The 26,863-nt window shown below is 68.7% G+C and carries 27 protein-coding genes; 16 read left to right on the top strand and 11 right to left on the bottom strand.

Annotated elements, in window-relative coordinates; genetic code table 11:
* The first annotated feature begins 111 nt into the window (after nt 1-111).
* From guaB1 to ACWA14_RS05680, 3 genes are all read left to right on the top strand, one after another.
* The gene (guaB1, locus tag ACWA14_RS05670) at nt 112-1,566 is read left to right on the top strand and encodes a GMP reductase (RefSeq protein WP_463796610.1); all 1,455 of its coding nucleotides are present in this window, start codon (nt 112-114) and stop codon (nt 1,564-1,566) included.
* Between the two features lie 92 nt (nt 1,567-1,658).
* Entirely contained in the window at nt 1,659-2,972 is a 1,314-nt protein-coding gene (locus ACWA14_RS05675; RefSeq protein ID WP_463796612.1) for a hemolysin family protein, read from the top strand.
* Nucleotides 2,969-4,030, top strand: a complete 1,062-nt coding sequence (locus ACWA14_RS05680; RefSeq protein ID WP_463796613.1) for a hemolysin family protein — start codon at nt 2,969-2,971, stop codon at nt 4,028-4,030. The genes ACWA14_RS05675 and ACWA14_RS05680 overlap by 4 nt, the downstream gene beginning before the upstream one ends.
* 69 nt (nt 4,031-4,099) lie before the next feature.
* Here ACWA14_RS05680 and ACWA14_RS05685 read toward each other — a convergent pair whose 3' ends face one another.
* A complete protein-coding gene (locus ACWA14_RS05685; protein WP_463796614.1) occupies nt 4,100-5,167 on the bottom strand; it encodes an NADH:flavin oxidoreductase/NADH oxidase in 1,068 nt (355 codons plus the stop codon).
* A 56-nt stretch (nt 5,168-5,223) separates the two neighbouring features.
* Between ACWA14_RS05685 and ACWA14_RS05690 the strand changes: the two genes are divergently transcribed.
* The 7 genes from ACWA14_RS05690 (at nt 5,224) to ACWA14_RS05720 (ending at nt 12,741) form a co-directional block, all read left to right on the top strand.
* Nucleotides 5,224-6,078, top strand: a complete 855-nt coding sequence (locus ACWA14_RS05690; protein WP_463796616.1) for an ADP-dependent NAD(P)H-hydrate dehydratase — start codon at nt 5,224-5,226, stop codon at nt 6,076-6,078.
* Nucleotides 6,075-7,316 (top strand): hypothetical protein, encoded by a 1,242-nt coding sequence (locus tag ACWA14_RS05695; RefSeq protein WP_463796619.1) that lies wholly within the window; start codon nt 6,075-6,077, stop codon nt 7,314-7,316. Before ACWA14_RS05690 ends, ACWA14_RS05695 begins: the two co-directional genes overlap by 4 nt.
* Nucleotides 7,317-7,319: 3 nt before the next feature.
* Entirely contained in the window at nt 7,320-7,643 is a 324-nt protein-coding gene (locus ACWA14_RS05700; RefSeq protein ID WP_463796621.1) for a thiamine-binding protein, read from the top strand.
* 47 nt (nt 7,644-7,690) lie between these two features.
* The gene (locus ACWA14_RS05705) at nt 7,691-9,061 is read left to right on the top strand and encodes a hypothetical protein (RefSeq protein ID WP_463796625.1); all 1,371 of its coding nucleotides are present in this window, start codon (nt 7,691-7,693) and stop codon (nt 9,059-9,061) included.
* 138 nt (nt 9,062-9,199) lie between these two features.
* The gene (locus ACWA14_RS05710) at nt 9,200-10,786 is read left to right on the top strand and encodes a P-loop ATPase, Sll1717 family (protein WP_463796627.1); all 1,587 of its coding nucleotides are present in this window, start codon (nt 9,200-9,202) and stop codon (nt 10,784-10,786) included.
* Between the two features lie 104 nt (nt 10,787-10,890).
* Entirely contained in the window at nt 10,891-12,120 is a 1,230-nt protein-coding gene (locus tag ACWA14_RS05715) for an MFS transporter (protein ID WP_463796629.1), read from the top strand.
* A 9-nt stretch (nt 12,121-12,129) separates the two neighbouring features.
* Nucleotides 12,130-12,741 (top strand): NUDIX hydrolase, encoded by a 612-nt coding sequence (locus tag ACWA14_RS05720; RefSeq protein ID WP_463796631.1) that lies wholly within the window; start codon nt 12,130-12,132, stop codon nt 12,739-12,741.
* A gap of 1 nt (nt 12,742) precedes the next feature.
* Here the strand turns inward: ACWA14_RS05720 and metX are convergent, their stop codons facing one another.
* Complete coding sequence (gene metX / locus ACWA14_RS05725; RefSeq protein WP_463796633.1) at nt 12,743-13,951, bottom strand: homoserine O-acetyltransferase MetX; 1,209 nt, start codon at nt 13,949-13,951, stop codon at nt 12,743-12,745.
* A gap of 180 nt (nt 13,952-14,131) precedes the next feature.
* Nucleotides 14,132-15,454, bottom strand: coding sequence for a bifunctional o-acetylhomoserine/o-acetylserine sulfhydrylase (locus ACWA14_RS05730; protein ID WP_463796635.1), 1,323 nt, complete (start codon nt 15,452-15,454; stop codon nt 14,132-14,134).
* Between the two features lie 148 nt (nt 15,455-15,602).
* Here ACWA14_RS05730 and ACWA14_RS05735 point away from each other — a divergent pair, with 148 nt between their 5' ends.
* From ACWA14_RS05735 to ACWA14_RS05745, 3 genes are read left to right on the top strand one after another with little or no spacing between them, the layout of a single operon-like run.
* On the top strand, nt 15,603-16,385 hold the full coding sequence (locus tag ACWA14_RS05735; RefSeq protein WP_463796637.1) for an SDR family oxidoreductase: 783 nt from the start codon (nt 15,603-15,605) through the stop codon (nt 16,383-16,385).
* A gap of 2 nt (nt 16,386-16,387) precedes the next feature.
* Nucleotides 16,388-17,101 carry a uracil-DNA glycosylase gene (locus tag ACWA14_RS05740; RefSeq protein ID WP_463796639.1) on the top strand — a complete coding sequence of 238 codons (714 nt, stop codon included), beginning with the start codon at nt 16,388-16,390 and terminating at the stop codon, nt 17,099-17,101.
* A 4-nt stretch (nt 17,102-17,105) separates the two neighbouring features.
* Nucleotides 17,106-17,726: an N-acetyltransferase family protein gene (locus ACWA14_RS05745; RefSeq protein ID WP_463796641.1), complete on the top strand. Its 621-nt coding sequence runs from the start codon at nt 17,106-17,108 to the stop codon at nt 17,724-17,726.
* A 22-nt stretch (nt 17,727-17,748) separates the two neighbouring features.
* Here ACWA14_RS05745 and ACWA14_RS05750 read toward each other — a convergent pair whose 3' ends face one another.
* The 6 genes from ACWA14_RS05750 to ACWA14_RS05775 all read right to left on the bottom strand — a co-directional run bounded on the left by ACWA14_RS05750 (nt 17,749) and on the right by ACWA14_RS05775 (nt 23,688).
* Complete coding sequence (locus ACWA14_RS05750) at nt 17,749-18,543, bottom strand: ABC transporter ATP-binding protein (RefSeq protein ID WP_463796643.1); 795 nt, start codon at nt 18,541-18,543, stop codon at nt 17,749-17,751.
* On the bottom strand, nt 18,540-19,331 hold the full coding sequence (locus ACWA14_RS05755) for an ATP-binding cassette domain-containing protein (protein WP_463796644.1): 792 nt from the start codon (nt 19,329-19,331) through the stop codon (nt 18,540-18,542). Before ACWA14_RS05755 ends, ACWA14_RS05750 begins: the two co-directional genes overlap by 4 nt.
* Entirely contained in the window at nt 19,328-20,197 is an 870-nt protein-coding gene (locus ACWA14_RS05760) for an ABC transporter permease (protein ID WP_463796645.1), read from the bottom strand. Before ACWA14_RS05760 ends, ACWA14_RS05755 begins: the two co-directional genes overlap by 4 nt.
* Nucleotides 20,194-21,144 (bottom strand): ABC transporter permease, encoded by a 951-nt coding sequence (locus ACWA14_RS05765; protein WP_463796648.1) that lies wholly within the window; start codon nt 21,142-21,144, stop codon nt 20,194-20,196. Before ACWA14_RS05765 ends, ACWA14_RS05760 begins: the two co-directional genes overlap by 4 nt.
* Nucleotides 21,145-21,162: 18 nt before the next feature.
* Complete coding sequence (locus ACWA14_RS05770) at nt 21,163-22,677, bottom strand: ABC transporter substrate-binding protein (RefSeq protein ID WP_463796650.1); 1,515 nt, start codon at nt 22,675-22,677, stop codon at nt 21,163-21,165.
* Nucleotides 22,678-22,770: 93 nt separating this feature from the next.
* Nucleotides 22,771-23,688, bottom strand: coding sequence for an alpha/beta fold hydrolase (locus ACWA14_RS05775; protein ID WP_463797380.1), 918 nt, complete (start codon nt 23,686-23,688; stop codon nt 22,771-22,773).
* A 180-nt stretch (nt 23,689-23,868) separates the two neighbouring features.
* On the opposite strand from ACWA14_RS05775, the gene ACWA14_RS05780 reads away from it, so the two are divergent.
* The 3 genes from ACWA14_RS05780 to ACWA14_RS05790 are packed head-to-tail and all read left to right on the top strand — an operon-like array spanning nt 23,869 to nt 25,565.
* On the top strand, nt 23,869-24,345 hold the full coding sequence (locus tag ACWA14_RS05780; protein ID WP_463796651.1) for a carboxymuconolactone decarboxylase family protein: 477 nt from the start codon (nt 23,869-23,871) through the stop codon (nt 24,343-24,345).
* Nucleotides 24,342-25,061, top strand: coding sequence for a tyrosine-protein phosphatase (locus ACWA14_RS05785; protein WP_463796653.1), 720 nt, complete (start codon nt 24,342-24,344; stop codon nt 25,059-25,061). The genes ACWA14_RS05780 and ACWA14_RS05785 overlap by 4 nt, the downstream gene beginning before the upstream one ends.
* Before the next feature lie 33 nt (nt 25,062-25,094).
* The gene (locus ACWA14_RS05790; RefSeq protein ID WP_463796655.1) at nt 25,095-25,565 is read left to right on the top strand and encodes an SIP domain-containing protein; all 471 of its coding nucleotides are present in this window, start codon (nt 25,095-25,097) and stop codon (nt 25,563-25,565) included.
* A gap of 29 nt (nt 25,566-25,594) precedes the next feature.
* On the opposite strand, the gene ACWA14_RS05795 is transcribed toward ACWA14_RS05790, so the two are convergent.
* Both ACWA14_RS05795 and ACWA14_RS05800 read right to left on the bottom strand, forming a co-directional pair.
* Complete coding sequence (locus ACWA14_RS05795) at nt 25,595-26,032, bottom strand: Fe-S oxidoreductase (protein ID WP_463796657.1); 438 nt, start codon at nt 26,030-26,032, stop codon at nt 25,595-25,597.
* Nucleotides 26,029-26,832: an arginase family protein gene (locus ACWA14_RS05800; RefSeq protein ID WP_463796659.1), complete on the bottom strand. Its 804-nt coding sequence runs from the start codon at nt 26,830-26,832 to the stop codon at nt 26,029-26,031. The genes ACWA14_RS05795 and ACWA14_RS05800 overlap by 4 nt, the downstream gene beginning before the upstream one ends.
* Nucleotides 26,833-26,863: the final 31 nt, after the last annotated feature.

Below are 26,863 nucleotides of genomic sequence, written 5' to 3' on the forward strand. Positions count from 1 at the left end.
GCAGGATGCGCCCGGGATCGCACACTCTCAAGGATCAAGCCTAACGTGTTTCACTGGCGGAATAGTCGAACGGACCCGCCGGTGAGCCGGGGATCTCGGTACCGTGGAGACATGGAGTTCTCCGGTGCGCTGCCAGCTGTCGATCTCACCTATTCCGACGTGTTCCTGGTGCCCAGACGATCGTCGGTGACCAGTCGGCTCCAGGTCGATCTGGCCCCGCGCGACGGCACGCCGGCCACGCTGCCGATCGTGGCGTCGAACATGAACTCCGTCACCGGCCCGCGCCTCGCCGCCGTGCTCGCCCGCCGCGGTGGGATCGGGGTGCTGCCGCAGGACATGCCGCTGCAGGAGCTCGACCAGGCGATCCGGGACGTCAAGGACCAGCCCGTGCTCTGGGACACGCCGCTCGTGCTGCCCCCCGAGACACCGGTCGCCGAGGCGCTCCGCCTTCTTCCCGCGACCGCGGGACACGGCATCGTGGTGGCGCAGGGCCCCGCGCCCCTGCACGTCGACCGGATCCTGGGCACCCTGCCGGCCACGCGCCTGGCGACGGCCCTCCCGGATGCGCAGCTGGGCGACCTCGTGCACTCCGGCACGCCCTCGATCGATGCCGAGGACATCGGATCGGAGCGGCATGCGTTCGATGTGATCACCGACGCGAACGTGGAGATGGTCACCGTCATCCACCAGGGATACCTGGTCGGCACGCTCAGCGCGCGCAGCGCCCTGCGCTCCACCCTCTACCGTCCGGCCCTCGACGCGGACGGACGCCTGTCGGTCGCGGCCGCCGTCGGCATCAACGGCGATGTCGCCGCCAAGGCGCGGGCCCTCGCCGCAGCCGGCGTCGACGTCCTGGTGCTCGACACCGCCCACGGGCATCAGGACGCGATGCTGCGTGCCCTGCGCACGGTGTCGGAGCTCGACCTCGGTCTGCCGATCGTCGCGGGGAACATCGTCACGGCGGACGGCGTCCGGGACCTGGTGGACGCGGGCGCATCGATCCTCAAGGTCGGTGTCGGTCCCGGCGCCATGTGCACCACACGCATGATGACCGCGGTCGGCCGCCCCCAGTTCTCCGCGGTCCTGGAGACCGCGCAGGCCGCCCGTGCGGTCGGCGCGCATGTCTGGGCGGACGGCGGGGTGCGCTATCCGCGGGATGTGGCGCTCGCGCTCGCCGCCGGCGCGGCATCCGTCATGGTCGGCTCCTGGTTCGCCGGCACGATCGAGGCGCCGGGAGAGCTGCAGAGCGATGACGACGGGCGCGTCTACAAGGAATCGTGGGGCATGGCGTCGACGAAGGCGGTCCAGGCGCGGTTCGGGCGCCTCGACGCCTATGAGCGGGCGCGCAAGGAGCTCTTCGCCGAGGGCATCTCCTCGTCGAAGATCTACCTGGATCCGCTGCGCCCGGGCATCGAGGACCTGCTCGACATGATCACCTCCGGCGTCAGATCCTCCTTCACGTATGCCGGCGCCTCCTCCGTCTCCGAGTTCCACGACCGGGCGCTGGTCGGACTCCAGTCGGCCGCCGGATACGAAGAGGGCAAGGCGCTGCCCGTGAGCTGGTGAGGATTCGATAGAATCGTCGTCACCATGGACGACCCTCCCAGTTGCAGAACTTCGCCCCACTGTCCGCCTCTCCGCTCGGAGGGGAACCGCTGATGGACTACATCATGTTGGGCGTGGGGCTTCTGCTCACGATCGGCACCGGCCTCTTCGTCGCGAGTGAGTTCGCGCTGGTCAACCTCGACCGTGCCGAACTCGAGGCGCGGCAGGAGCGGGGCGAGACCCGCCTCGCGCTCACGATCAGTGCCCTCAAGCACACGTCGACGCATCTCTCGTCCGCGCAGCTCGGCATCACGCTGACCACGCTGCTGACCGGGTACACGATGGAGCCGGCGCTGTCGAACCTGCTGCGCCCGACCCTGATCGCCTGGAACATCCCCGAGGTGGCGGTGTCACCCATCGCGACGGTCGTGGCGATGTTCATCGCGACGGTTCTGTCGATGATCCTGGGCGAACTGGTTCCCAAGAACTTCGCGCTCGCGCTCCCGCGGGCCACCGCCAAGCTCGTCATCCCGTTCCAGACCGCCTTCACCGCGGTGTTCCGACCGGCGATCGCCGTGCTCAACGGCAGCGCCAACGGCGTGCTGCGCGGCATGGGCATCGAGCCGAAGGAGGAGCTCTCGGGAGCGCGCAGCGCCGAGGAGCTCTCCTCCCTCGTGCGTCGCTCCGCCAACGCGGGCCTGCTGGAAGCCGACACGGCCACCCTGCTCGATCGGACCCTCACGTTCTCGCGGCTCTCGGCGGCCGACGTCATGACCGCGCGCCCGAGCATGCACGCGATCGCAGCGGGCGACAGCGCGGACGACGTGATCCAGCTCGCCCGCCGCACCGGGCACAGTCGTTTCCCCGTCTACGACGATGATCTCGACGACATCACCGGCGTCGTGCACCTGAAGGCCGCGATCTCGGTGCCGCGCGAGCGCCGAACGGAAGTGCCGGTGGGCGCGCTCTCGACCGATCCGCTGCGGGTGCCGGAGACCGTGCACGTCGACGCGCTGATCTCCGAGCTCCGCGCTCGCGGATACCAGCTCGCCGTCGTGGTCGACGAGTACGGGGGCACGGCGGGGCTCGTGACCCTGGAGGACCTGGTCGAGGAGCTCGTGGGCGAGGTCGCCGACGAGCACGACCGCACGAGGGCCGGCGTGGTCCGCAATCGTGACGGCGTCACCTTCCCGGGTGAGCTGCGACCGGACGAGCTCCGGCAGCGCGCCGGCGTGGAGGTGCCGGAGGGCGAGGTGTACGACACCGTCGGAGGATTCGTGATGAGCGTGCTGGAGCGGGTCCCGGTCGTCGGCGATGAGGTGCCGGTCGACAGCGGAGTCCTGCAGGTGGTCCGCATGGACGGGCGCCGTGTCGACCGTGTCCGGTACGTCCCGAGTCCGTCGCACGAGCAGGAGGTCTCCCGATGAGCGATTGGGGAGGACTGGCCTGGCTGGTCGTGCTGCTCGCCGCGAACGCGTTCTTCGTCGGCGCCGAGTTCGCGGTGATCTCCGCGCGGCGCTCGCAGATCGAGCCGAAGGCCGAGCAGGGCTCGCGCGCCGCCAAGACCGCGCTGTACGCCATGGAGCACGCGACCCTGATGCTCGCGACCTCGCAGCTCGGCATCACGATCTGCTCGCTGCTGATCCTGAACGTCTCGGAGCCCGCGATCCACCACCTGCTGTCCGTGCCGCTGCACGCGTTCGGCTGGGCAGACGGCGTGGTGGATGCCGTGTCGTTCACGATCGCACTCCTGATCGTGTCGTTCCTGCATGTGGTGTTCGGCGAGATGGTTCCGAAGAACCTCGCGTTCTCGGTTCCGGATCGCGCCGTGCTGATCCTCGCGCCCGCCCTGGTGTGGGTGTCGAAGGTCTTCATGCCGGTGATCTGGGTGCTCAACGCGGCCGCCAACGGCGTCCTGCGACTGTTCCGGGTCGAGCCGAAGAACGAGGCCGCCTCGACCTTCACGCTCGACGAGGTCGCCACGATCGTGAGCCAGTCCCGCCGTGAGGGCGTGCTGATGGATGCCGCGGGCACCGTCGCCGCCGCGGTGGAGTTCACCGACAAGAAGGCGCGGGACGTGGCGGTCCCGCTGAGCGAACTCGTCACGCTGCCGCAGTCGACCACGCCCGATGACATCGAGAAGGCGGTCGCGCGCTACGGCTTCTCGCGCTACGTGATCGTGGACGACGAGGCGACACCGATCGGCTACGTGCACCTGAAGGACATCCTGCGGGCGTCGGAGGGACCGGATGCCGAGATCAAGATGATCCAGCCCGTTCCCGCCAAGCGCGTCCACCACATGGTTCCGGTCCAGGAGGACACTGATCTGGAGGACGCCCTCGCGGTCATGCGCCGCGCCGGACGTCACCTGGCGAAGGTCCGCGACGCGCAGGGACAGACCACCGCCGTGCTCTTCCTGGAGGACATCCTCGAGGAGCTCGTCGGAGAGGTGCAGGACGCGACGCGTCGCATCCGCGGACGCTGAGCCCCCGACCGCAGACGACGGCCGCCGGATCCTGGGATCCGGCGGCCGTCGTCGTCCAGGGACGCCTGGTCAGCGCCAGTGCGCGCGGTCGTACTGCGGAGGCCAGGCGACCTCGGCGCCGAGCTCGTGCGCGGCGCGAAGGGCGAAGTGCGGATCGCGCAGCCACTCGCGTCCGGCGAAGATCGCATCGGCGGCGCCCTCCGCGAGCACCCGCTCGGCCTGCTCGGCCGCGGTGATGAGGCCGACCGCCGACACCGGGATGCGCCCGGACTGCCGCACCGACTCCGCGAGCGGCACCTGATAGCCGGGGAAGACACTGATCTGCTGGTGGGCGACGAGCCCGCCGCTGGAGACGTCGATCAGATCCGCGCTGTGCGAGACCGCCCATTCGCCGACCTGTGCCGCCTCCTCGGGCGTGAAGCCGCCGTCGGCATGATCGGTCGCCGAGATGCGCACGAAGACGGGCACGTCGTCTCCGGCTTCCGCACGCACGGCGTCGATCACGCGCAGCAACAGGCGCGCGCGGTTCTCGAGCGGACCGCCGTACTCGTCGTCGCGCAGGTTCGACAGGGGCGACAGGAACTCGTGCAGCAGGTAGCCGTGGGCCGCGTGCAGTTCGAGCACATCGAAGCCCGCGTCGAGGGCACGGCGCGCGGCGGACGCGAAGGCGGCGACGAGCGTGTCGATGCCCGCGGCATCCAGCTGCTCGGGCGGCGCGAATCCCTCGTAGGCGACAGCCGAGGGGGCGACCGTGGTCCACCCGCCCTGGTCGGCCGGCACGGACCCCTGTGCGCCGGCCCAGGGCCACCACGTCGAGGCCTTGCGACCGGCATGCGCGAGCTGGATGCCCGCCGCCGCGCCCCGGTCATGGATCGCCTGCACGATCGGCACCCACGCGTCGCGCTGCTCGTCGTTCCACAGGCCGACGTCGCGGGGGGAGATGCGGCCCTCGGGCACCACGGCGCTGGCTTCGGCGACGATCAGCCCGGCGCCCCCGGAGGCGAACTGCGCGAGGTGCGTGTGATGCCATTCCTGCACCACGCCCTCCTCCGCGCTGTACATGCACATGGGCGACACCCACAGGCGATTGCGCAGGGTCAGGGATCGGATGGTCAGCGGGGAGAAGAGAATACTCACTCCTCGACGCTACTCCGCGGTGAGCGTGCCGAGGGTCGTCGGGCTAACGTGGAGTCATGGTCGAGGTGCGCGAATGGACACGCAGCGATACCGCGCGGTTCCTGCGGGTGCCGACGACGGGCGATGACAAGTACTCCCGCGGAGTGGTGGCGCTGCGGACCGGATCCGCCGCCTATCCGGGTGCCGCCGTGCTCGGTACGGAGGCAGCCTGGCGGACCGGTGCCGGTTTCGTGCGCTACGTGGGGGAGGAGCGTGCCGCGGACGCGGTGCTGGCACGACGCCCGGAGACGGTCGTCGGCGCCGACACCGGGCGCTCGCGCATCGATGCCTGGGTGATCGGATCGGGGACGGATCCCGCCGCACGCACGGACGACGAGACCGCGGCACTGCGGGAGATCCTGGCGGGATCGGCGTCCGTGGTGGTGGACGCCGGAGCCCTCGATCTCGCCCGCGGCAGTCGGGCACCGATCGTGGTGACCCCGCACGCCCGCGAGTTCGCCGCACTCCGCTCGGCGCTGCGCCTGCCCGAGCGCGACGACGGCGACGGGTCGGATGATCGTCCTCGCGCGCAGGCGGCCGTCGAGGTCGCGGCCGCTCTCGGCGGTGCCGTGCTCCTGAAAGGTGCGCGCACGGTGATCGCCGATGCCGATGGCGGGGCGATCGTGGTGGCCGCCGGCACCGGCTGGCTCGCGACCGCGGGCACGGGTGACGTGCTCGCCGGCATGCTCGGGGCGCTGCTCGCGGGGAACACCGAGGCGCCGGTGGCCGAGGTCGCCGCCGCAGCGGCCTGGCTGCACGGCTCTGCCGCGCGTCTGGCCGCCGGTGCGGCCGAGGGGCATCCAGGGCGTCCCATCGTCGCTCTCGATGTCGCGCAGGCTGTGCCGCGAGCGATCGCCGACCTGCTCGTATGACGTCGCGGACGGCGCGTCTGATCCTCGCGTGGTGCGTGTTCCTCGCGGTGCACGTGCTCACCGTCTGGGTGGGGTGGATCTATCCGAGCCAGCCGATGGGCGATGTCGTGCTCGTGTACGAGCCGTGGGCGAGCCAGGCGCTCAGCGGCGGACCGATCGTCGGCGTCACCGAGACCTGGGTGTACCCGCAGCTCGCGCTGGTCCCGATGGTGCTGGCGAAGCTGCTGTCGATGCCGCTGATCCCGCTCCTCGGCGCATCGGGGGCGTACCTGATCGCCTGGGCGGTGCTGGTGACGATCCTCGATGCCCTGGCCTTCCGTGTCGTGCTCGGCCGTTCGCCCTCGCGGCCACGACTCGTCGCCGGCTGGTTCTGGAGCGCCGCGCTGCTCCTGCTCGGGCCGATCGCCCTGTACCGCATCGACGCGATCACGGTGCCGATCGCGGTCGTCGCGGGTCTCTGGCTCGCGACGAGACCCGCCCTCGCCACCGCCCTGCTGACGGTCGGCGCCTGGATCAAGATCTGGCCCGGGGTCCTGGTGGTCACCTCGATCATCGCCCTGCGCTCCCGGGTGCGCATGCTGCTCGCCGCAGCGGCCGTCACCGTCGCGGTGCTGGTGCTGGTGCTGCTGCTCGTCCTCGGCGCCGATGCCGAGCTGTTCGGCTTCCTCACCCAGCAGACTGGCCGCGGCCTGCAGATCGAAGCGGTCGCGGCGACGCCGTTCCTGTGGCTGGCGCTGACCGGTGCGGCCCAGATCGAGTACAGCTTCGAGATCCTGACCTTCCAGATCGCCGCCGACGGGGTGGATGGCGTCGCCGCCGTGCTCACCCCGGTGATGCTGATCCTCGTGGCGGCGATCACCGTGCTCGGTGTCGTCAAGGCCTCGCGCGGGGCATCCTTCCCTCGGCTGTTCCCTCCGCTGGCGCTCTCGCTCGTCGTCGCCCTGATCGTCAGCAACAAGGTCGGGTCGCCGCAGTTCCAGACCTGGCTGATCGCGCCGGTGCTGCTCTGGCTCGTGTTCGACCGAACACGCGCGCGCGTTCCCGCCATGCTGGTGCTGATGCTCTGCGCGCTGACCTGTCTCGTGTATCCGCTGAGCTATGACGCGCTGCTGCGCGCCGAACTGCTGCCGGTCCTGGTTCTCACGCTGCGCAACGCGTTGCTCGTCGTCCTGCTCATCGTCGGTGTCCGCGCACTCACGCGGGTGCCCGCCGTCCGTCCATCGAAACACCGGGAGTGAACCATGCTGATCGCCTTCTCCGTCGCACCGAGCGGAACCCCTGCCGAGGGGATCGAGCGCACCGACGCCTCCGTGCACGATGCGGTGGCCGCCGCCGTGCGCGTCGTGCGCGAGTCGGGGCTGCCCCACCGCACCACGAGCATGTTCACCGAGATCGAGGGACCCGACTGGGATTCCGTGATGGCTGTCGTCAAGCGCGCCACCGAGGCGGTGATGCCCTTCGGGTCCCGTGTGTCGCTCGTGCTCAAGGCCGACATCCGTCCCGGGTACTCGGGCGAGTTGGACGCCAAGATCGACCGCCTGGAGTCCGCGATCGAGGAGTCCTAGGGTAACGAAGCTCAACGCCGGGTCAGCGCAATCTCTCGCAGGAATGGATGGCCAATCCCATGACAATCGATGCCTCGATCGATCCCCTCGACGTTATATCGAACGAGCCCTTCATGATCCGTGTCGCGGGAGCGGAGGAGTTTGCTCAGAGTGACGATGTGCAGGTTGTCATTGACGCGTTTGATGACTTCGAGGGAATTCACTGGATTTCCACGACCACAATCGCGATTGGCGCTGACGGGTCAGGTTCTGCCCGGCACCCGGGTCTCGTCGTTGAGCGTGAAACAGTCATCTGGATTTCGTCACTTGGTAGGCCAGATCTGCAACCTCAGCGACTCGAGGAAGTTAGGTTGGCGATTGTGGACGGCGAGCAGGATCCTCCGCCGCACGACCTGACGGTGCGCCTAGAGCAACTCCAAGGTCGCTACGAAGCGCGGTATCGAAAGCGGTTGGGTGAACCCAGCGCAGCGCGACGCAAGCATCGCGCGGCCTTTCTAGTCGAAGGACTACAGCTTACGCAGCGGTTGCACACAGACCACGCCACCATTCATCCGCTGCCTCAAACGATCTACTACGAGGACGAGCTTGCGGCAGTCAACGGGGCACTCGAGATGCTTGGCTGGCCTTCTCGGATTGATCAGCCAACTTGGCAGCGTAATATGCGGCGAGATGACTTCGCGGTGATTGAGTTCCCAGAGGTCTGGGCGTCGGATATCACTGATGTCGGAGACGCTGTGACCCCTGAAGCGTCACGATTGCTAGACGCTATCGCGCTGATCCGCCATGCCGCTCCACGATTGGTCACCTTGATCGTCGAGATCGACGATCCCGTCTCCGGCTGGGCTGTCCGGAGCTTGCGAAACTCGTATAAGGGGAATCTGGTTGGTGGATTCGCTGCGGGCGAGAGCCAGGCCGAGTTTACTCCCGTCGACGTAGCACTCCGGTCAGATCCTCGGATTGCGCTGTATGTGAGTCTGTATCTCGAGGCGCAACGAGAGAGCCGACCCGATTCGCAGTACTTCAAGTACTGGAGCGTCCTCGAGACAATCGCCATCAACAACATTGCTGCTGGTCTACATGTTGTTCTCGACGATGGTTCCACTTGGCCCGATGGTCAGACAACAAGTCAGGCCGCACCGCGAGTATTCCAGCTGACGAGGGGGATTGCGTTGAGATACATGACTACGCCAGGTTCAAGCCACTACGAATTCATTCGTTCTGTGTATGGGCGTCGAAACGCCGCGGCGCACTACGGTCGCCTTGATGCTAAGGACCCCGTTCAGCAGGGCAAGCCATGGTATCCGTGGGCCGTAAAGACGACAGCCGGGCTGAACGGGAACTGGGAATGGCTTTGGCACCTCAAGATGCTTGTGCACGACGTCATACGCGAGGAGATCACGAAGACCACGGGAGTCTAAGCACACTGGGGCGAGAGCAGGTCGCGAGATGTCGGCATCAGCGCCCTCGAGTGGGTCAAAGGAGCGCTGAGCGAGCGGATCAGAGGGCGCCGCGCCGACGTCAATGTGTTGCGAATCGCTCGAGGTCGAACATTCTGAGTGAGCGATGCTGATCGCGAGAGGCAGCGAAAACTCAGTTTGGATGGAGGCGTGGTGACGAAGCTCAAGTTTCCGCCGTTACGCATGCTCGATTTCGGCATGCTCGACGCGGCAGAAGAAGCTCGAGAACGACCAGACATGCTCAAGACTGGCTACTACGACTTCCGCTCCGCCGCGTACCGCGTCGCTCAAGGTGAAGCGTGGGCAATCGTCGGATCCAAAGGTGCAGGCAAAACGGCTACGTTCTCACATCTCGAACTGCTGTGGGATAGCCAGCCCGAGCGTTTCTTGCTGGAGTGGGACCTGGGCAGCTTTCCCGTTGCAGACGTCACACAGTTGCAGATCGGTGGATCGCCTGGTCCGACTAACACTCGCGCGGCTTGGGAGTTTTTGATTCTGCTCAGGGTCTTCGCGTCGCTGATGAAAGACCAGGGCGCGCATCACCCGTCGGGGATCGTTGGACTGTACAAATCGTTGGTTGCCGGCGGTCTGATCGACGGACCAGATCTGCGCACCCGGTTCGTCGACTGGTCTCGGTCGACGTTGAAGGTCAGCATCATGGGAAGTGGCGTCGATGCTGCACTGCAGCAGAATTCGGTCACTGCCGTGCAGCTCAGCCAACTGCTTCGTAGCGCGCTCATGCAGATGAGTACGGGATCGCAGCATGTGCTCGCGATCGACGGCCTAGATTCTTTTTTTGCGCAGACCGAATCTCAACTCGAGTCTCTCGGTGCGCTCCTCGATGCTGCGTATGACCTCAACGGTTTTTTTCGAAGCGCGGACCTTCGCGTCTCGATTGTCCTCGCCATCCGCCATGACATGTATGTACAGGTGCCCAGTACCGATTCGGCGAAGCTGAGTGATCGAGCCATTGAGTTGGATTGGAGTCGGAACGGCCTCGGCGATGGTGAGGAGCTCTGGGACCTGCTCAACACGAAGGTGAGGGCGAGCATTCCGGGTAGTTTTGTGGGCCTCCAGCTGGGCGACGTTCGCAAGGCGTACCTAAGCTCGCCGATTGGCATCGGACCCTTCTCGTACTTGCCCTCATATCTGATGTCGCACACGCGATACCTGCCACGAGATCTCATCGCTCTGATGAACGCCGTAAAGGAACGCCATCCCGGCAGCGGTCAGGTCAGCGAGTCGACCGCGCGTGAAGCGGTCCGAAATTACTCCGAAGGCTATTTTGTCCGCGAGATTTCGAACGGCTTGAGTCGTGTTCTTCCTGGCGCTAGTGCCGCGAAGGTGAGCACCTTTCTCGATGCCTTGAGCGCGCTTCCTTCGCGGGAATTCTCGTTCGAGTTGCTTGAGAGAGAGGTCGACGGAGACGTATCGCGCGCAGACCTGCGCAGACTGATGAAGCAGTTGTTTCTCATCGGAGGAGTCGGGACAAAGCCCAGGGCGGCCCGCTCGACGCGTACCAACTTTTACTACCGCAGAGTCGCGGGGGGTGGATTCTCGTTCCACGCGGACTATGTTCTGCACAACTCATTAGTTGTGGCTTGGAATGTGCCGTGGGAGGCGCTCAAGAAGCCGTCGCAGCCTGCCGAGCAATCGAGCAACGGACGAAGACGACGCAGGCGCTGACGAGCGACTTTCGTTCCGGCGTTGTCGGGAGCTCGACGCCGACCGTATTCGCCGCCTCCGATCTGCGGTCGGGTCGCGCACCTGACACCGGCTAAGCTGATCCGGTGAATCCCTCGACTGAATCGAGGGGTGCGGCGAAGAGGGCGCTCCTCTCTCTCGCCATCGGCAGCTTCGGCATCGGCATGACCGAATTCGTCATCATGGGCTTGCTGCCCGACATCGCCGGCGACCTCCTGCCCTCCCTCTGGGCGAGCAGCCAGGAGGACGCGCTCAGCCAGACCGGGTGGCTCATCTCGCTGTACGCCCTCGGCGTCGTGATCGGTGCGCCGACCATCGCGGGGTTCGTCGCGCGCTACCCGCGGCATCGCGTGATGATCGTGCTCGCCCTCGCGCTGACGGTCTTCAACGCGCTCACCGTGTTCCTGCCGACCTTCGAGCTCGTGGGAGTCTCCCGCTTCCTCGCCGGTCTTCCGCACGGCGCGTACTTCGGCATCGGGGCCCTCGTCGCCGCCGAGGTGATGGGCCCGGGCAACCGCGCCAAGGGCGTCGCGTTCATCCTGACCGGCCTCACGGTCGCGAACGTCGTGGGTGTGCCGTTGGGAACCTTCCTCGGGCAGCAGTGGGGGTGGCGCGCGGCCTTCGGCGTGGTCGCTCTGGTCTTCGCGATCGCCACCGTCTGCATCGCCGTGTTCGTGCCGCACCATGCCGGCACACCGGGGCGCACGATGCGTCAGGAACTCGGGGTGTTCCGCATCCGTCAGGTCTGGTTCACCCTCGGGGTCGGCTCGATCGGCTTCGGCGGGTTCTTCGCCGTCTACAGCTACATCGCGCCGTTCGTGACCGAGGTCGCCGGGTCGCCCGCATGGGTGGTGCCGATCGTGCTGGTGCTGATGGGCATCGGCATGACCGTGGGCAACCTCGTGGGCGGGCACCTCGCCGACCTCGATCTGCGCCGCACGCTGCTCTGGGGCCTCGCGGCATCGGCCGCCGCCTACGCTCTCCTGGCTGCACTGTCCTTCTGGATCGTGAGTCTGTGTGTGCTCGTGCTGGTCGTCGGATTCGTGTCGGCGGTGCTCAGCCCGACCATCCAGACGCGCCTGATGGACGTCGCCGGCGACAACCAGTCGATCGCCGCGGCGATGAACCACTCGGCCCTCAACATCGGCAACAGCCTCGGCGCGTTCCTGGGCGGCGCCGTGATCGCCGCAGGCTGGGGCTTCACGGCTCCCGCCTGGATCGGCGTCGCGCTCGCTCTCGTCGGACTGCTCATCGCGCTGCTCTCGTATCGCGTGGAGGCTCCTCACCGCCCGGTTCCCGCGCTCGTCGCGTCGTAGAGTGTCGGGGTGGACACCCCGAAGGAATCGCTGCCGGTCGCCGGCACCGTCGTGCTGCTGCGCCCCGCCGAGCCCGGCTTCGAGGTCCTGCTGCTCCGACGTCCGGATCGCGGCTCGTTCGCGGGCGCGTGGGTCTTCCCCGGGGGGAAGGTCGAACCGGGTGACCGGCGCGACGGCGACCCGGAGAGCGAGGATGCCCGCCGAGCCGGTATCCGCGAGACGCTCGAGGAGGTCGGGCTGATCGTCGACGGCCTCGTCCCGCTCTCGCAGTGGCACCCGCCGATCGAGGCGCCCACTCGGATCCGCACCTGGTTCTTCCTCGCGGAGGCCCCGGAGCAGGATCCCTCACCTTCGGCCGACGAGGTGGCCGAGCTCGCCTGGATCCGGCCGGATGAGGCCCTCACGCGTCACGGAGCGGGCGAGCTGACGCTGTTCCCGCCCACCTGGATCACGCTGCATCAGCTCTCCGCGTTCGCCGATGCGGAGTCCGCGCTCACCTCCGGCGGGGCCGCGCAACTCTTCCGCACGCGTGTCGTCGACGGCGCGGCAGGGCGGGCGTTCGCATGGGAGCAGGGGCGACTCGACGCGGGCGTGCTGCCCTGGCGCTATCTGCCGGCCTGAGTCAGCTGTCGAACAGACGCCGCAGATGGAGGCCGACCGCTTCGCCTTCGATCAGGAAGCCGTCGTGGCCGAAGTCGCTCGTGAGCACGACGGCGTCGTTGCCGTCGAGCGTCTGCGGGATGCTGCGGGCGATGCGGTGCTGTCCGTCGACCGGGAAGAGGCGGTCGGTGTCGATCCCGAGCACGAGCGTGGTCGCCGAGACGCGCTGCAGGGCGTCTTCCACGCCACCGCGATCCCGCCCGACATCGTGCGAGTTCATGGCTTCGACCAGGGTGATGTAGCTGTTCGCGTCGAAGCGCCGGGTGAACTTGTTGCCGTGGAAGTCGAGATACGACTCGACGGCGAACCGGCCGCCGTGGCCCAGGGGCGAGACGTCGGACTGCCAGGAGCGCTGGAAGCGCTGATTCAGCTCGATCGGGCTGCGGTAGTTCAGCAGCGCCATTCGGCGTGCGAGCGCGAGCCCGCGGTGGGGGCCTTCGCCGTCGGCGAGGTCGTAGTACTCGCCGCCCTGGAAACGGGGATCCATCCGGATCGTCTCGAGCTGCACCGTGTTGAGGGCGATCTGGTCGGCCGTCGTGACCGGGGGAGAGGAGAGCACGGCCAGGCGCTCGACGCGCTCGGGGTGGGTGATCGCCCATTCGAGGGCGTGCATCCCGCCCATCGATCCGCCGATCACCCCGGCCCATCGGGCGATCCCGAGAGCGTCGGCGAGGAGCACCTGCGACGCCACCTGATCGCGGATCGTCAGGTAGGGGAACCGGGAGGCCCACTCGTAGCCGTCGGGCGCGACGCTCGCCGGCCCTGTCGAACCCTGGCATCCGCCGAGCATGTTCGGCGCGATCACGAACCAGCGTTCCGTGTCGAGCGGAGCACCGGGCCCGAGGAGGTCCTCCCACCAGCCGGCGGTCGGATGCCCGGCTCCGGCCGGGCCGCGCACATGACTGTCGCCGGTCAGGGCGTGCAGGACCAGTACCGCGTTGTCTCGCGCGGCATTGAGCTCGCCCCAGGTCTCGTAGGCGAGGCGGATACCGGGGAGCTCGGTGCCGCTCTCGGTGCGGAACGGGCCGAAGCCGGCGAACGCGCGCCCGCCGATCGGGTCTCCGTCGCGCCAGGCTCCTGTGGCGGGAGGTCGCGCGCGCAGCAGCCGGACGTCGGCCTCGGTCACGGGCGCCGACGGTACCGTGTCCTCCGAGGTCGTCTGCCAGTCCATGTCTCCATTGTCGCCTGGTCGGGGACCGGAGCGCGGCAGGTTACGGTGCGGCGGCCTTCCGTGGCGCCCGGATGTCAGCGGATGACGCCGGATGTCGGCTCCGCGGATCACGGCGTCCCGTGAACGCGACGATGCCCCGGACCACACGGGTCCGGGGCATCGTCGACGCTCGGGTGAGGCTCAGGCGCGAGCGGCCTCCGAGACGCGACGTGCGGCGGCGAGAGCCTGGTCGAGATCGGCCTTCAGGTCGTCGACGTTCTCGATGCCCACCGAGAGACGCACGAGACCCGGGGTCACGCCCGCGGTCAGCTGCTGCTCGGGCGTCAACTGCGCGTGGGTGGTGGACGCGGGGTGGATCACGAGCGAGCGCACGTCGCCGATGTTGGCGAGGTGGCTGAACAGAGACAGGCTGTTGACGAACTCGCGCCCTGCCTCGACACCGCCCTTCAGCTCGAACGACAGGACAGCGCCGACGCCCCGCGGGGCGTACTGGTTCGCCTTGGCGTACCAGGGCGAGGAGGGGAGGCCGGAGTAGTTGACCGTCGCGACGTCGTCGCGGTTGTCGAGCCACTCAGCGATCTCCTGCGCGTTCTGCACGTGGCGCTCGATGCGCAGCGACAGCGTCTCGACGCCCTGGATGAGGTTCCAGGCGCTCTGCGGCGCGATGGCGGATCCCAGGTCGCGCAGCAACTGCACGCGGGCCTTGATGATGTACGCGAGCGGGTCGCCCACGGCGGCCGTGTAGCTGGCGCCGTGGTAGGAGGGGTCCGGTTCCGTGAGCCCGGGGAAGCGCTCGACGTTCTTCGACCACTCGAAGGTGCCGCCGTCGATGATGACGCCGCCGATCGTGGTGCCGTGGCCGCCGAGGAACTTGGTGACGGAGTGGACGACGATGTCGGCGCCGTGCTCGAACGGACGGATCAGATAGGGCGTCGCGATCGTGTTGTCGACGATGAGCGGCACGCCGCTCTCGTGCGCGGCATCGGCGACGGCGCGGATGTCGAGGACGTTGATCTGCGGGTTGCCGATCGTCTCGGCGAAGAAGAGCTTGGTGTTCGGCCGGACCGCGCGGCGCCACTCCTCGGCGTCGTCCTGGTTCTCGACGAACGTGACCTCGATGCCGAGCTTGGCGAGCGTGTACTTGAAGAGGTTGTACGTGCCGCCGTAGATCGAGCTCGACGACACGATGTGGTCGCCGGCCTGTGCGATGTTCAGCACGGCGAACGTCGACGCGGCCTGTCCGCTGGAGAGGACGAGGGCGCCGGTTCCGCCTTCGAGGGCGGCGAGGCGCTGCTCCAGGACATCCTGCGTCGGATTCTGGATGCGCGTGTAGATGTTGCCGAACTCGGCCAGCGCGAAGAGGTTCGCGGCGTGGTCGGCGCTGTCGAAGACATAGGAGGTGGTCTGGTAGATCGGCGTGGCGCGGGCCTTCGTCACCGGGTCGGGAGCTGCGCCCGAGTGGATCTGCTTGGTCTCGAAACGCCAGGTCTCGGATGCGGACATGTGTTCCCCCTGGAACGGAGTGGACGATCGGGTGGCGGATGCCGTTTCAGCGAGAGTACGGAATATCGGTATCTGTCAACAACGGCCGGGACATGTGACGTAACAGTGGGAGCCGCCGAAAGACCCGCGGACATCGTACGGTGGAGGCATGGTGAACAGACGTGCAGTGGTGACAGGAGCAAGCTCGGGTATCGGCGCCGCGACGGTGCGCGAGCTCCGCTCGCGTGGATGGGACGTCGTCGGCGTCGCGCGGCGGGAGGACCGGTTGACGGCGCTCGCCGAGGAGACCGGCGCGTCTGCGATCGCCTGCGACCTGACCGACGGTGCCGCGGTCGACGCCCTGGTCGTCGAACTCGAGAAGTCCGGTCCGGTGCATGCCCTCGTGCAGGTGGCCGGCGGCGCCCGCGGCACCGACCGCGTCGAGGATGCCTCGATCGACGACTGGCAGTGGATGTTCGACGCGAACGTGTTGGCGACGCAGCGGCTGGTGGCAGGACTGCTCCCGCTGCTGCGCCGTGCGGCAGCGGAGGGCGGGTATGCCGACACGGTCTTCGTCACCTCCACCGCCGCACAGACGGCCTACGCGGGAGGTGCGGGCTACAACGCCGCGAAGGCGGCGGAAGCGATGCTCGTGAAGGTGCTGCGCCAGGAACTCAACGGGGAGCCGATCCGTGTGGTCGAGGTCGCCCCCGGCATGGTGCACACCGAGGAGTTCACCCTGAACCGGTTGGGCGGCGACAGCGTCGCGGCCGAGGCGGTGTACTCCGGCGTCGAAGCGCCGCTCCTCGCCGGCGACGTGGCCGACGTGATCGCCTACGCGCTCGAGTCACCGGCCCACGTGAACCTCGACCAGATCACGATGCGTCCGGTGGCACAGTCCGCACAGCACCTGTTGGCACGGGGTCCGCTGCGCGTGCGGCCGACCGACTGACCATGGCACGCACCCTCGCCGAGCTCGCCGAGGACGGGCGGATCGACAGCGGCTGGGCCGAGGCTCTCGCGCCGGTACAGGACGAGATCAGCGCTCTCGGGGAAAGGCTCCGAGGCGAGCAGGCCGCAGGACGCGGATATCTCCCCGACGGCGAGCGGGTGCTGCGGGCGTTCCAGCGCCCGCTGTCCGAGGTCAAGGTGCTGATCACGGGGCAGGACCCGTATCCGACCCCCGGGCATCCGATCGGTCTCTCCTTCGCCGTCGAGCGCCATGTGCGCCCTCTGCCCCGGAGCCTCTCGAACATCTACAAGGAGCGCGAGAGCGACCTCGGCATCCCGCCCGCGCCGCACGGTGACCTGACGGCCTGGAGCGACCAGGGCGTGCTGCTGCTCAACAGGGTGCTCACCGTGCAGCCCGGTGCCGCGGCATCCCACCGCGGGTGGGGCTGGGAGAAGGTCACCGAGCTCGCGATCCGCGCGCTCGTCGCCCGCGACCAGGCGCTCGTGGCGATCCTGTGGGGGAAGGACGCCGCGAATCTGCAGCCGCTCCTCGGAGAGACGCCGTCGATCGCGTCGGCGCATCCGTCACCCCTGTCCGCGCGCCGCGGATTCTTCGGCTCACGTCCGTTCTCCCGCGCGAATGCGCTGCTGGAGCAGCAGGGTGCGGATCCCGTCGACTGGCGGGTGGAGGGAGAGGGCCCCGGCTCTCTAAGCTGAGCGCATGCAGTTCGAACCGGGGGACCGTCGCCGCGTACTGCCGCGTCACCTGCGTCCCGCCGAGCCGCCCGACACCTTCGCGTACTCGATCCGCCCTGCGCGGGCGGCGGACCTGCCGTATATCCGCGAGATCTACAACCACTTCGTGAGCAACTCGGCGGTCACGCTCGACGAGCGACGGAGCAGCATTCCGTACTGGCGGGAGAAGTTCGCCCTGCAGACCCGGCTCGGGCTGCCGTTCCTCGTCGCGGTGTCGCCGTCGGGGGTGTTGCTGGGCTACGCGATCGCGCAGCCGTGGGCGGGCAAGAACGCGTACCGCTACACGGTCGAGGACTCGATCTACCTCGGCCCCGGCGCGGGAGGCAAGGGTCTCGGCGCCGTGCTGCTGCAGGCGCTGATCGAGGCCTGCGAGAACCTCGGCATCCGGGAGATGGTCGCCGTCATCAGCGACGACGGCGCCGAGGCGTCGATCCGGCTGCACGCCAAGCTCGGATTCGTGGAAGCGGGGCGCATGGGACGCGTCGGCGTCAAGTTCGGACGCGAGCTCGGCACCGTCTACATGAAGCGTGCCCTGCGTCCGTCGGGGCGGCGCTGGCGTCTGCTGCCGTCGGTGCGATCGCGCTGACGCCGCTCACGATGCCGGGGACCTAGCGGTCGCCGGACGGGATCACCGGGATCGCCGACAGCAGCTTCCTGGTGTAGGCGTGCTGCGGGTGGAGCAGCACGTCATCCGTCGCGCCGCGTTCGACGATCACGCCGTCCTTCATGACGATCACGGTGTCGCAGAGGTTCTGCACCACGCCGATGTCGTGCGACACCAGCACCAGGGTCAGCGCGGTGGTCTCGCGCAGCTCGATGAGCAGGGCGAGGATCTGCGCGCGGACGGTGACATCGAGCGCCGAGAGCGGTTCGTCGCCGACGAGGACGCGGGGGCCGTGCACGATCGCCCGGGCGATCGCGATGCGCTGGCGCTGGCCACCGGAGAACTCGTGGGGATAGCGCGTCGACACGTCGGGGTCGAGGCCGACCTGCACGAGGACGCGGCGGATCCGCTCGTCGTGATCGCCGTCGATGCCGAGTGCCCAGAGTGGCTCGCCGATGATCTGCGCGGCGGTCAGACGCGGATCGAGTGAGGCGTAGGGGTCTTGGAAGACCAGGCCGGTCTCGCGGCGCAGCCAGTGCAGCGACCGCGCGGATGCCGCGGCGTCGACCGGGCGGCCGTCGATCTCGACCGTGCCCGCCGTGGGGTGATCGAGCCCGAGAAGCAGGCGGATCAGCGTCGACTTGCCGGACCCAGATTCGCCGATGATGCCCACCGAGGAGCCCTCGACGACGTCGAGATCGGTCTCGGCGAGGGCCGTCTGCATGCGGGTGCGCTCGAAGGCGGACTTCTTCGGGACGACGAAGTCGCGACGCAGTCCGCGCGCTCGGATCAGGCTCATGACGCACCCCCGTCCGGCCGCCACAGCGTGGCCGTCGCATCACGCAGGAGCCCCTGGGTGATCGGCGACGTCGGCGACGTCAGCAGCGTCTGCACGGAGGCCGACTCCACGACGTGGCCGTGCTCCAGGACGACCCCCTCGGTGGCGACCTGCGACAGCACCGCGAGATCGTGCGTGATGAACACCAGGGACATCCCCTCGTCGGCGACGAGGGAGAGCAGCAGGGCGAGGATCTCGGCTTGGATCGTGACGTCGAGCGCGGTGGTCGGCTCATCGGCGATGAGCAGACGCGGTCGGCACGCGAGGGCCATGGCGATCGCGACGCGCTGCCGCTGGCCTCCGGAGAGCTGATGCGGGTACCGGTCGACGATCGACTCGGGATCCGGCAGGCGCACGCGGGCCGCTTCGGCGACGGCGCGAATCCGGGCTTCGCGGCGCCCGATCCCCTCGTGGATGCGGATCGATTCCGCGATCTGACGGCCGACGGTCCGGATCGGGTTGAGCGCGGTGCGCGGTTCCTGGAACACGATCCCGATGTCATCGCCGCGGAGCTTCGCCAGCTCCCGGTCGGGCATGTCGATCAGCTCGACGCCGTTCCAGCGGATGCTGCCGCGGGCGGCCGCCCCCTCGGGGAGGAGTCCGAGCACGGCGAGCGCGGTGAGCGACTTGCCGGAACCGGATTCGCCGATCAGACCGAGGCGGGAGCCGTCGGCGACGTCGAAAGAGACGCCGTCCACCACAGCGCGGCCGTCGATCTCGACGACCAGATCCCGGACTTCGAGCGTCATGCGACCACCGCCGGGGTGTGGACCTCGGCCGCGCGATGGCGCAGCGTCGGGTCGGTCGCCTCGCGGAGGCCGTCACCGAGCAGGTTCAGCGCCAGCACGGTGAGCGTGATCGCGAGTCCGGGCCAGATCACCGACAGCGGATGCACGCCGATGTACCGCTGCAGGTCGGCCAGCAGGACGCCCCAGCTGGGTTCCACGACAGAAGCGCCGAATCCGAGGTACGACAGCCCCGCCTCGGCGAGAACCGCGACGGCCATCGACCACGACAGCTGCACGATGAACACGGGCGCGACGTTGGGCAGCAGATGATGCACCAGATTCTGCCTCGGGGTGAGCCCGGAGGCGGTCGCGGCGAGGACGAAGTCGCTCCGCTGCACTCGGCGCAGTTCCGGCCGCGTCACGCGGGCGATGTTGACGCCGAAGCCGATGCCGACCGACCAGATGACGACCCAGAGGGAACCGCCCCAGACGGCGGAGATCATCATGGCGATCAGGAGCACCGGGAACGCGATCAGGATGTCGACCAGGACGGCGACCGTCTCGCGCACCCAGCGCGAGGTGAGCGCACCGAGCGCGGCGAGGCTGATGCCGACGAGCGTGGCCACGAGCCCGGCGCCGACGCTCACGAAGACGGTCGTGCGCGCTCCTGCCATGATCAGGCTCAGGATGTCGCGCCCGGTGTCGTCGGTGCCCAGCACATGCGGCCAGCCCGGCGGCAGCCAGCGGTCGCCGATGTCGGAGGTCTGCGGATTGAAGGGTGTCCAGAAGAGCGACACGACCGCCGTCAGCGCGATCACGGTGACCGTGATCAGTCCGAAGCGTCCGGTGCTCGTCGCCCAGAGTCGGGAGAGCCAGCGCGGAGTCATGCGGCCTCCCGCTGTCGGGGGTCGATCGTGCGGTGCAGCAGGTCGACGAGGAATCCGATCACGAGCACGAAGCCGGTGAGCACGAGCAGCTCGCTCTGCACCTTGATGAGATCGCGCGTGCCGACGTCGGTCACGAGCATCCGCCCGATCCCCGGCAGCGTGAAGAGCTGCTCGATCACGACGGAGCCGACGATGATCCCGGCGATCTGCAGGCCGAGCACCGTGATGATCGACAGCCCGACGGCCGGGATGCCGTGCTGGATCAGGGCGCGCGTGCGCGTGAGGCCCTTGGCTGCGGCCGTGCGCACGAAGTCCTGGCCAGCGGCCTGGAGCGTGGCGCTGCGCACGAAGCGCATCAGCATGGCGCCCTCCACGATGCCGATCGTGAGTGCGGGCAGCAGAAGCGCCTGGATCGCCTCCCCGGGTGTCGACCACCCGGTGCGCGGGAAACCCTGCGGCGGAAGCCAGCCGAGCCAGACCGAGAACACCACGATCAGCATCATGCCCGCCCAGACCACCGGTACCGCCGCGAGCGCCTGAGCGCCGACGCTGAGCGCGGTGCCGCCGCGGCGACCGCGCAGGAGCGCCGCCAGGATGCCGAAGGGCACGGCGATCAGGACGGCGATCACGAGCGCCATGATGCCGAGCGGGACCGTGACCTGAGCTTTGAGGGCGAGTTCCTCTCCGACGGACGCCCCCGACAGCAGCGAGGTGCCGAGGTCGCCGCGGAAGAGTCCGCCGATCCAATCCGTGTACTGCGTGAGGAGCGGACGGTTGAGTCCGAGCGATTCGCGGAGAGCGTCGACTTCGGAGGGGGAGGCCTGGGTGCCCGCGATCAGCTGCGCCACGTCCCCGGGGAAGACCCGGAGGGTGAGGAAGATGAGCGCGCTCGAGACGAGGAGCCCTGTGATGAGCAGGGCTCCTCGGACGAGCACGTAGCGGAACACGGAGGCGTGTGCTGTCGTCTACTCGGCCGCGACCGCGACGCCCGCCAGGTTGATGCGGGAGTTGATCGAGTCCTCCGGGAAGCCCGACACGAGCGGGCTCACCGCGGTGATGGTCTCGCCGTTGTACAGCCAGTCGGCGGCGTGATCCTCGGAGACGATGCGCGCGGCCTGCGCGAGCAGTTCGGCGGACTTCTCGGGGTCCACCTCGGCCTGCGCGCGGGTGTAGAGGTCCTGCACCTCGGCGTTGTCGTAGCCGAAGTAGTAGTCCGGGTTCGCGAAGTTGCCGAAGTCGCGCGGCTCGACGTGCAGCACGAAGCTGAGGTCGTAGTCCTTGTTGGTGTAGACGTCCTCGAGCCAGGCGGGGAACTCGACCGAGTCCACGTCGAGGGTCACGCCGACCTCGGCGAAGTCCGAGATGAGCACCTTCGGCACGGTGGTGCCGTAGAAGGTGGGAATCGTGAGGGTCAGCTCGAGATCCTCCTGGCCGGCCTCGGCGAGCAGCTCCTTGGCCTTCTCCGGATCGTAGGAGATCACGTCGGAGAGGTCCTCGTAGCCGGGGTCGAGCTCGGGGATCGGCCCGTACAGGGGGGTGCCGGCACCGACGGCCTCGACCAGGGCATCGTGATCGATCGCGAGACGCAAGGCCTCGCGCACCCGGACGTCGTCGAGCGGCGCTTTCGCGTTGTTGAACGCCAGCGTCGCCTTGTCGGTGGTGCGGCCGGTGGTCAGGGTGAAGTCGCCCGAGTCCTCGAGCTGAGAGGCGAGGTTGGGATCGACCGCCGTGAGCACCTGCACGTCTCCGGCGAGAGCCGCGTTCACACCGGCGGTGAAGTCGGGGATGTACTGGAACTCGACGGACGCCACCCCGGCCGGCTCGCCCCAGTAGGCGTCGTTGCGCGCGAAGGTGATCGTGCTGCCCTTGCTCCACCTGGTCAGCGTGAAGGGCCCGGTGCCGTTCTCCGCCGTCTTCAGGTCGGTGGTGTCACCGCTCTTGAACACGAGCCCGGCCGGACCGGTCAGGGCGAACAGGAAGTTCTGGTCGGGTTCCGAGAGAGTGATCTCGACCGTGCTCGCATCGGGAGCGGCGATCGAGGCGACGGCGGCGAACTCCGCGTTGCCCTGCACGGTCTCGTCCGTCCGCACCGTCTCGTACGAGGAGACGACATCCGCCGAGGTCAGGGGCGTGCCGTCGTGGAACACGATGCCCTCGGCGAGGGTGAAGGTGTAGGTGAGGCCGTCCTCCGACACGGTGTGGTCGGACGCCAGGCGTCCCTCGATCTCGTTCTCCTGAGTGCGGGTCACCAGCCCCTCGTAGATGTTGTCGATCAGGATCTGCTCGAGGGCCGCGCCGCTGGTGCGCCGGATGTCGAGGTTGGTCGGCTCGAGCACGAGCCCGACGGTGAGCGTCGCGTCCGGATCGGGGGCGCCGGTGGTGGTCGCCTCCGGCTCCGGGGCGCCGGAGCAGGCGCTGAGGACCACGGCGGTGGCCGCGAGCACTGAGATCAGCGCGAGACGGCGGGGGCGTCGGAACATGGACATTTCCTCTCGGTGCGGCAGGTGCTGTGTGCCGGTGGGTCGAGCCTAGGGATCAGGGAACGGGGGTCGGGCGGGGGGTGGAACGGAACGTCACAATGCGGAGAGCACGGAGGACGAGGCGATGAGTGCGGCGAGCTCTCGCGGGGCGGTCTCCTGCACGTTGTGGGTGGCATCGATCGTGGTCGCCCCGGCGGCGGGGACGCGGCGCTGGAACTCATCCACGTCGGCCTGCGCGACGAATCCGCGCGCGGCACGGATCAGTGTGATCGGAGCCTGCACGCCCGCGAGGTCGTCCCAGCCGGTCTCGTGGAGCGCGGAGGGCGCCGCCTCCGTCCCCCGGTCGTGGGCCGACAGCGCCTGTGCGGCGAGATGGGCGAAGTGGTGCTTCCACTCGATGCGACCGTCCGGACGCACCCGGGTGTTGAGGAACACACCGCGTTCGGTGTCGGGCCGGGTGCCCCCGAAGCCGAGGGCGATCGCGCGGTCGACGAGCTCATCGCGAGTGGCGAAGTCCGTGGGCCCCGCGTAGAACGCGCGCAGGGCAGCCGGGCCCGCCGAGATGTCGATTCCCGGGGTGATGTCGACGATGAGCAGTTCGCTGACGAGGTCGGGACGCGATGCCGCGAGCGCGGCACCGGTGAGCCCGCCCAGCGACTGGCCGACGATCACCTGCGCGCCGTCGGTCCACGCGTCGAGAGCGGCGGCGACGTCGGTGGCAAGCGTGCGCGGGGTGTAGTCGCGATCCTCACGCCACGACGAGTCGCCGTGGCCGGCGAGGTCGAGGGCGAGCAGCGGACGACCGAGAGCGAGCGCCGTGGTGTCCCAGGTGTGCGCATTGATCCCGGCGCCGTGCAGCAGGGTGATCCGGGGGGACTCTGTGCCGAAGCGCAGGCCGCTGATCGTCCTGCCGTCCGGCAGGGGGAGGGTGAGGCGCTCCACTTCCGGTACCGCGACGCCCAGCGCCTCGGCCTGTGCGGGAAGATAGCTGAACTCAGAGATGTCGATCACCACCCACACATTCTGCTCCCGACACGCGGTCAGCGAGAAATGCCGGAGCATTCTGCATGGATGTAAGCCGCATTGCCTTGCGAAAATGCCAGTCACAGACGCTTTTCCGTGTGCATTCTGCATTTCCCGCGCGTTGAGGTGCCGGCGCGACGGCGAGCCGGACCGGAATATCATGGGGGCATGACCGAGAAGCGCGTGCACCTGTCCAAGACGGAGCCGGCGGCCTACCAGGCGCTGGATGCCTTCTCCCGCACCGTCGGGACGATCTGCGCCGACAACGGAATCGACGACCGCCTCAAAGAGCTCGTCATGATCCACTGCTCGCAGCTCAACGGGTGCGCGTTCTGCGTGCGCATCCACATCGACCGCGCGCTCGCCGCCGGCGTGGACATCGACACCCTCACCCAGATCACCACGTGGCGCGAGAGCGGCGTGTTCAGCGAACGGGAGCGCGCGGCGCTCGAACTCGCGGAGGCCTTCACCTTCATCTCCGAGGAGGGTGTCTCGGATGAGGTCTACGACACCGTCGGGAGCGTCTTCACCGAGAAGGAATACGCGGCGCTCAGCTGGGCGTGCGTGTCGATCAATGCCTTCAACCGGATCGTGATCGCCGGTCGCTACCCCGTGCCGCCTCGCGCCGCGCAGTCCCCGGCATGACGGTCCTCGATCTCGGCGGCATCCACAACGTCCGGGATGTCGGCGGCATCCCGACACCCCGGGGGCGCATCCGCACCGGCGTGCTGCTGCGCTCCGGCCACCTCTCGGGCGCGAGTGCCACGGGCGCTGCCGAGCTGCGCGGGCGGGTGCGGCGGATCATCGATCTGCGCGACGGGGAGGAGGTCGCGGCCGAGCCGTCGGAGATCATCGGACCGGACACCACCCACCTGCCGCTGTTCCTGGGGTCGGTGCGCTCGTTCTTCGAGTCCGACACCAGTCTCGACGAGCTGTACTTGCACCTGCTTGAGGAGAGTGGCGAGCGTCTTGTCGAGGCGGTGCGGATCATCGCCGCGGGGGAGCCGACGCTCGTGCACTGCACGGTGGGCAAGGATCGCACGGGGGTGACCGTGGCTCTGGCGCTGTCCGCCGTGGGGGCGGAGCGGGAGGCGGTGATCGCCGACTACGCGCTCACCGAGTCGCAGCTGCCCCCCGAGCGTTCACGCCAGATCACGGCGTACCTGCGGGCGCGGCATCCCGAGGCGCTTCATGCGGTCGCCCTCGCCACCCAGTCGCCGGCGCCCGTGATGCGTCGCCTGCTCGAGAGCATCGATGAGCGCTGGGGGTCGGCGGCCGGCTATCTGAGCGCGAACGGCCTCACCGAGGCGGAACTGGCGGCCCTGCACACGGCCCTCGTCGAGGTCGACGACGAAGGTTAGGCAAGCCTTCACTTGGTGTACGATGGTCTCACCATGGAAACGACCTTCGACACCCGCAGCACGCGCGCCGCGCGCCGTGCCGCCCGTCGTCGTGCGCACCACCTGGTGACGGCCGACGAGCGTTCCCTGCTGGAGCTCGAGACCTTCCTGGCCACGCTGCCGCTCTGCGCCTCGGGCCGCATCTTCATCGAGGTGCCGTCGGTGTCGGACATCGGCATGATCGACGCCCCTGGGCGGATGACGGTGACCTGGCTCGCCCGCGAGAAGCGATCCGGAGCGCCGGGAACCGGACGCACGTGCGTTCCGGGTGAGGCACTCGCCCGCGCCACCTGCGCGTGGGCAGACGAGATGCTCTGCGACGACGAGTTCGAGACGCACGTCACCCTGCTCGGGGGATACCTCGGCACCGCTGACATCGTCGACCACCTGACCTCCGCGCTCGAGGTGGAACCGGCGAGGATCCACGCTCCGGAGCGCTTCGGCCTGCTTCCCGCCGACCGCTGATCCGCGCGCCTGCCCGGCGCTGAGGTCCTCTAGCGGGACCGTCGCACGTAGTTGCCGTCTTCCAGACCCGCTTCGATCTCGAAGCGATTGCGCAACGGGTCGCGTCCTGCCCACAGGTAGAGCACGGGGAGCAGGATGCCGTAGCGCAGCCACTGCGCCTTGTGCACGGCCTCGTGGCGCAGCACGGCATCCGTCGGGCGAGTGTTCCCCGTCAGGAAACATCCACCGACGCAGACGCCGCCCCGGTTGAACGCCCACTCCGGGAGGCCGCGGAAGACCCAGAGGCCGCCCCGTCGCTCGACCCGGCCGGTGCTCCACAGCGATCCCCAGATCCAGCCCACGGCCGTGCCCCACGCGTAGCCGAGGCGGCTGATCGGCGAGCGCAGCAGGAACGAGGGGATGCGACGATCCGCACGTCGCCCCCGGGCGAGGGCGATGTCGGCGGCCTCGCGCCAGTCCGCGGTCATGCGACCGCGCCGATCAGACGCAGGATCGCGCCGAGATCGTCGACCGCGTCGACGGGCGAGCGCGGTGCGAAGCCCGCGATGGTCGCCCCTGCGAGCGGCACTTCTTCCCGCAACCGGCGGATGGCGGCACTCAGGGATGCGGGTGAGACTCCGAACGGGACAGAGGAGGACACTCCGGCGAACTCCGCGGGATCGAGCACGTCGACGTCGATGTGCACCCACACCCGGGCGGCGCCGGTGGTGCGCACAGCCTCGACCAGGGCATCGACGCGGTCCATGTCCGTCGCCGAGAGAGCCGTGAGCGAGGCCAGCTGGTCGACCTCCTCGTCGTCGAGGTTGCGCATCCCGACCGTGATGACGCGGTCACGCGCAACGCCGGGGGAGAGCGCGAGCTGCTCCTCGCCCTCGCCGAGGACCGCGCGCAGTGCCATGCCGGAGAAGGCACCGGATGGCGAGGAGTCGGGCGAGTGGAGGTCGGCGTGCGCATCGCACCAGACGACGGCGAGATCGTCGGTGCCGCCGGGCAACGCGTCGAGGGCGGCGACCGTCACGCTGCAGTCGCCTCCGATCACGACGGTGGTCTCGACGAGATGCTCGCGCACGAGCTCGTGGGTGCGCAGGAGAGCGCTGAGCCGCCGCACGCCCGTTCCGAGGGATTCGCCCGCCTCGACCGGCACATCGAGCACGGTGGTCGAAGCACGCGGCAGGTCACCCGCGATCGCGGATGCTCCGTCGACGAGCAGCATGGCGCGGGCGGAGGGAGAGCCCTGCCACTGGGGAACGACGAGGAATCGCGTCATGAGAACCTCCGAAGCGAAGAGCGGATGCCTC

Source organism: Microbacterium sp. TW_SC_2 (assembly GCF_055361165.1).

Coding starts and splice junctions, on each gene's coding strand:
- guaB1 (WP_463796610.1), top strand. CDS start 112: ATGGAGTTCTCCGGTGCGCTGCCAGCTGTCGATCTCACCTATTCCGAC.
- ACWA14_RS05675 (WP_463796612.1), top strand. CDS start 1,659: ATGGACTACATCATGTTGGGCGTGGGGCTTCTGCTCACGATCGGCACC.
- ACWA14_RS05680 (WP_463796613.1), top strand. CDS start 2,969: ATGAGCGATTGGGGAGGACTGGCCTGGCTGGTCGTGCTGCTCGCCGCG.
- ACWA14_RS05690 (WP_463796616.1), top strand. CDS start 5,224: ATGGTCGAGGTGCGCGAATGGACACGCAGCGATACCGCGCGGTTCCTG.
- ACWA14_RS05695 (WP_463796619.1), top strand. CDS start 6,075: ATGACGTCGCGGACGGCGCGTCTGATCCTCGCGTGGTGCGTGTTCCTC.
- ACWA14_RS05700 (WP_463796621.1), top strand. CDS start 7,320: ATGCTGATCGCCTTCTCCGTCGCACCGAGCGGAACCCCTGCCGAGGGG.
- ACWA14_RS05705 (WP_463796625.1), top strand. CDS start 7,691: ATGGCCAATCCCATGACAATCGATGCCTCGATCGATCCCCTCGACGTT.
- metX (WP_463796633.1), bottom strand. CDS start 13,951: ATGGACTGGCAGACGACCTCGGAGGACACGGTACCGTCGGCGCCCGTG.
- ACWA14_RS05730 (WP_463796635.1), bottom strand. CDS start 15,454: ATGTCCGCATCCGAGACCTGGCGTTTCGAGACCAAGCAGATCCACTCG.
- ACWA14_RS05735 (WP_463796637.1), top strand. CDS start 15,603: ATGGTGAACAGACGTGCAGTGGTGACAGGAGCAAGCTCGGGTATCGGC.
- ACWA14_RS05740 (WP_463796639.1), top strand. CDS start 16,388: ATGGCACGCACCCTCGCCGAGCTCGCCGAGGACGGGCGGATCGACAGC.
- ACWA14_RS05745 (WP_463796641.1), top strand. CDS start 17,106: ATGCAGTTCGAACCGGGGGACCGTCGCCGCGTACTGCCGCGTCACCTG.
- ACWA14_RS05750 (WP_463796643.1), bottom strand. CDS start 18,543: ATGAGCCTGATCCGAGCGCGCGGACTGCGTCGCGACTTCGTCGTCCCG.
- ACWA14_RS05755 (WP_463796644.1), bottom strand. CDS start 19,331: ATGACGCTCGAAGTCCGGGATCTGGTCGTCGAGATCGACGGCCGCGCT.
- ACWA14_RS05760 (WP_463796645.1), bottom strand. CDS start 20,197: ATGACTCCGCGCTGGCTCTCCCGACTCTGGGCGACGAGCACCGGACGC.
- ACWA14_RS05770 (WP_463796650.1), bottom strand. CDS start 22,677: ATGTTCCGACGCCCCCGCCGTCTCGCGCTGATCTCAGTGCTCGCGGCC.
- ACWA14_RS05780 (WP_463796651.1), top strand. CDS start 23,869: ATGACCGAGAAGCGCGTGCACCTGTCCAAGACGGAGCCGGCGGCCTAC.
- ACWA14_RS05785 (WP_463796653.1), top strand. CDS start 24,342: ATGACGGTCCTCGATCTCGGCGGCATCCACAACGTCCGGGATGTCGGC.
- ACWA14_RS05790 (WP_463796655.1), top strand. CDS start 25,095: ATGGAAACGACCTTCGACACCCGCAGCACGCGCGCCGCGCGCCGTGCC.
- ACWA14_RS05795 (WP_463796657.1), bottom strand. CDS start 26,032: ATGACCGCGGACTGGCGCGAGGCCGCCGACATCGCCCTCGCCCGGGGG.
- ACWA14_RS05800 (WP_463796659.1), bottom strand. CDS start 26,832: ATGACGCGATTCCTCGTCGTTCCCCAGTGGCAGGGCTCTCCCTCCGCC.